The 4239-nt window shown below is 72.5% G+C and carries 3 protein-coding genes; 1 reads left to right on the top strand and 2 read right to left on the bottom strand.

Going from position 1 to position 4239, the window contains the following annotated elements; translation table 11 throughout:
* Positions 1–398, top strand: a 398-nt coding sequence (locus AC08OP_RS21685; RefSeq protein WP_476615866.1) for an acyl-CoA carboxylase biotin carboxyl carrier protein subunit, incomplete at its 5' end; no start/stop codon positions are given.
* Positions 399–474: 76 nt separating this feature from the next.
* Here the strand turns inward: AC08OP_RS21685 and AC08OP_RS21680 are convergent.
* The gene (locus AC08OP_RS21680) at positions 475–2379 is read right to left on the bottom strand and encodes a TIR domain-containing protein (RefSeq protein WP_476615865.1); all 1905 of its coding nucleotides are present in this window, start codon (positions 2377–2379) and stop codon (positions 475–477) included.
* An 832-nt stretch (positions 2380–3211) separates the two neighbouring features.
* On the bottom strand, positions 3212–4239 hold a 1028-nt coding region (locus tag AC08OP_RS21675), incomplete at its 5' end, for a tetratricopeptide repeat protein (RefSeq protein ID WP_476615864.1).

Here is a 4239-nt window from a genome sequence, read left to right as displayed (position 1 = left end):
CCCGGTGGGCCTACGCGTGGGAGCCCGCCGACGGGATCCTCTGGCTTGGCCGCGACGGTGGGGCGTGGGGCCTGGCCGAGGTGATCCCGGTGGCGGGCACCGGGGCCGGGCCGGTGCTCGGCGGGCAGGCGCGCAGCCCCATGCCGGGCACGGTGACCGCGGTGTTGGTCGAACCGGGGATGACCGTGGCGGATGGGCAGTCGCTGGTTGTCGTCGAGGCCATGAAGATGGAGCACACCGTCTCGGCGGCGGGCGCCGGGATCGTCAAGGAAGTACTCGTCCGGCCCGGCGACCTCGTCGCCTTGGACCAGCTGCTGGTGGTGATGTCCGTGGCGGGCCCGGCCGGCCCCGGATCCGCATCAGCCGCCCCGGCGGCCCGGCGAAATGTGGAGGGTTGAGCACGATTTGACGCCGACGGCCGCCCTGGGCCGCGGTCGTCGGCGTCAACGCGGGCCGGGAACGTCAATCCTTCTCTCAGCGCCCGGCCAGCCGCCGCAGGAGCGTCTTCCGGGCGTCGGCCTCGGCCAGGTTGGACAGGTCGACGTGGGCCGAGGAGGCCTGATCGAATGCGGCCGGCACGGCACAGGCCTCGACCAGGACGGTGACGAGTCTGCACGCGGGCCCGGTCGGGTCATCCGCGTCCAGGGCCGCCCGCCACTCCCACCACTCCCACCACTCCCGCTGCTCATGGACCGAGGAGAGATAGGCGGGGGAGAGCAGAACGAGTGTCCGGTGGGCGTGCCGGGCGCCATCACGCATCGTGATCCTTGGCGGCCCGTCCGTTCCGTCACCCGCCTGGAACAGTAGGTGGTAACCGGCCTCCTCCAGCTGCCAGGCGATCCAGTCGGCCCAGGCCTCGTCGGGCTGGGCGTACGAGATGAAGAAGTCGTACCGCCCGGACGGCCCCGGCCATTGTGGCGTGGATTGCCCGGGCCGTTGTGGCGTGGACGGCCGCACGACCGCGGGCTTCTGGTCTGCCGCCTCAGGGGGGACGGCCGCGGTTGCCGCGGTCTCCGCCGGGCGCCGCTCGTCCGGGTTGTGCCAGTCCCCGCGCGGCCGGTCCGGATGCCGGCTGCCCGGGTGATGCCGGCCGTCGGGGTGATGCCGGCCGAGGAACACCGCGGCGCTGTTCGCCGCGAGCCGCAGGAACCATCCCTGGTCCTCCGGCCGGGTGGATGCCCGTCCGAGGCAGGTCAGGGCGACGGCCAGCAGGGACAGCGGGATCTGGTCGCGCCACAGGTCGACCAGACCGGCCTGGCGTGCCCAGTCCTCCGCCGCCGATCGGACCCGGTCGATGAGCAGGAACAGCCACCGCGGCACGAGGTCTCCGTCCTGCTCCGGGTCGAGCAGCAGATCGATGACGGCGGTGCGTTGCGCCGCGGACAGCTCCGACAGTGTCCGGGCGAGGATGTGCAGGACCAGATGGACGGGATCCCGGGTGAGCACGGCGTCGGCCGCGTACCGCGACAGGTCGATCAGCTGGTACGTCCTGTCGACGTTGCGCAGTGAGGACGGGATCAGGATGTTCTCGATGTGCAGGTCGCCGTGGGCCTTCCCGACGAAGGCCGGGATGCGAATACCGTCCGTGCGCGATGGGTCCAGGACCAGCGCGAACGGGTTCGGCAGCGGGTGGTCCTCGCCTTCGGCGTCGATGGTGGGGCCGGGGTACGCCGCGGCGATGCGCCGCAGGCGGCTGCCCGGGGCGAGCCGCTCGGCGAGCTGACGCGCAAGGATGGTCGGCACGTCCAGTGACGGCAGAAGGGCAGGCCCCACCCACTCATCGAAGATCGACCCGACTAGCCCCCCGCAGACGTCGGCGAGGACCGCGGCGTCGGCCAGGGCCCGTCCGAACATCAGGCGTGGTTCAGCCGGTCCGGCCGGTCCTGACAGACCGGCCGGACCGCTGCCGGAGTCTCCCTGGCGCCCGGCCCGCCGCGGGTGGACGACAGCCTCCAGCAGGGCGCGCAGCGTGACCAGCTCCCGAAGGCTGCCACCCGCGACCTGTTGGAAGACGAACCATCGTCCATCGCCGACCGCGACCGGCTGATGGACGGGTGTGGCGAGGTGGCGCTCGGCGAACCTGGGGGCGTCGGCGATCGCCCGCCAGTGGCGCGCGAATTCGCCGGGTTGGGGCCCCGCGTCGCTGGCCGGGGCGACGTCCAGCTTCATCACGAACTGGCGCGCACCATGGCGCGGATGCTCTTCGAGGACCACCCCGACCATCGCCGACGACCGGCCGCCGGTAAGCCAACGGACCAGGCGGTAGGTGGTCTCGGTCTGGGAGCACCATTGCCGCAGCGCGGTCACGGCGGGATCGTCGAGGGCGTTCACCAGTGGCTCGTCCAACCAGAGCGGCTCGTTCAACCAGTCAGAAGACAACCATGACTCCTGGGAACGCAGGGCGCGGGCGACGGACGCGTTCCGGTCGGGTGAGCCGCCGCCGGGACGCCGCCGGTCGGGGCGCGCTGCGCCGGACCGCCGGTCGGGTTCCGGATTACCGGCGTTCGGTGTCGGTGGGCTGATGACTGGCTAAGGATACCGTTCGACGATATGGCCCAAACTGCCGCCTCCGGGTGTTCCCGGGCGATCCTCACGGCACGGCACGGTTGTCATCCCGCGGTCTGGGATCGCCCCGGGGCGGTCGTCGTCCGCGTGGCCCATATCCCTACCCGCGCTCGCTGCCGCGTCCGGTGAAAGCCGCGTACGACGTTGTACGGATTTGCGGTCAGGGTCTTTCCGGTTAGTCCGGCACGCGGTTATCTGGGAGCTGCTGAAGGGTCGCGGGCGTCGCCCGCCTATGGTCTGCACCCCCGCCGCCGCGGGTGGTGGCTGGTTGATGACCGCGGCCCCTCGGCTCACCGCCGGAGCGGACCTGCCATCGGGGGGAGGCCCGCTCCAGCGGCCGTCGATCCGTACGGCCTTGTACGGCGATCCGGAAGTTCCTTTTCCTGGTACTTTCCCGGCCGGCCTCCGCCGTGCCGCCCGCCGTTCCGTTCGTCGTCGGCGGGCTTTCCGTCCCCGGTTCGGGTTTCGGGACCGTGGCGCTTCTCGCGGTCACCGGTGTTCTGCTGTCGATATACGGCGGTTCCCTCGACGGTCTCGCCGGCCTCGACACCGGGGGCTGGCTGGTGGGGCTCGGCCCGCGGGCGGCGGCCCTGCGACGCGGTGCACCGGCGGGAAACGCCCCCCGGCGACGGGTCACGAGGACGGGTCACGATGGGTCACGCTCCGACTGGTCGAGGAGATCGTGAAGGTGCACCGTGATGTCGTGGGTGGGCCCCAACCGGCGCAGGCTGCGCCGGTAGGCGTCCTGGACCCGCGGGGTCATCTGGTCCGGCCGGCCGAGGTTGGTCTGGGCCTCCGCGAGCAGACCCACCGCGGCGAGGGCACGGGGATGATCCGGTCCGAGCACTCGCAGGCAGGCCTCGGTGAGCTCGGTCGCCGCCTTCTCCGCGCGCTCGGTGTCCCCGCGGTCGCGGTACAGCCGGGCCAGATGGTAGCAGGTCACCAGCGTGGCGGGATGCTCCGGGCCGAGCACCTCGGCCCGATCGTCCCGCACCGAGCACAGCAGCTCCTCGGCCGCCGTCCACGCCCCTTGCTCGACCAGTAGGTCCCCGACGTTGTTCCGGCTCGTCAAGGTGTCCCGGTGCCGCGGCCCGAGGACCCGTTCACGGGTGGTGAGCGTGTGGGTGAGCCACCGCAGCGCCTCGCCGTGCCGACCCGATTCGCGCAGCGTCCGGCCGAGGTAGTGCTGGGTGGTCAGCGTGTCGGGATGCTCGGGGCCGAGGATGCGCAACCGGTCGTCGAGCACCATGCGAAGGCCGCTCTCGGCGTCCTCGAGCCGGCCCTGGGCGGCGCGGACCCGGTGCAGGTCGTGCGCGACGGACAGGACATCAGCATGATCGGGTCCGAACAGGTGGGCGCCGGTCTCCCAGACGGAGCTGTACGCCGCGTCCGCCTCGGCGAGCCGGCCGGTCGCGCGCAGGTAGCGGGCGGCGAGGGTCGCCGGGGTGAGCAGCTGCGGAGGCAGGTGTGCCTCGGTAAGGTCGTCGAGGCCCCACCGCCGCCGGGCGCGGAGCAGCTCCAGCCCGGCCGTGGCATGACCGGCGAGCATCGCCCACCGGTCCCACGTCGCCGGATCCCGCGGATCGAGCGCGCGGGTCGCCCGCGTGAGCAGGGCGGTGAGCGCGTCGAGGTAGTCGGCGATGCGGCCGGAGGTGTGCGCGGCCCGGCCGAAGC

This window comes from Frankia sp. CeRuru1 (genome assembly GCF_977966315.1).
Note: the sequence above shows the minus strand (reverse complement) of the source record. Positions and strands in the feature narration are given on the sequence as shown.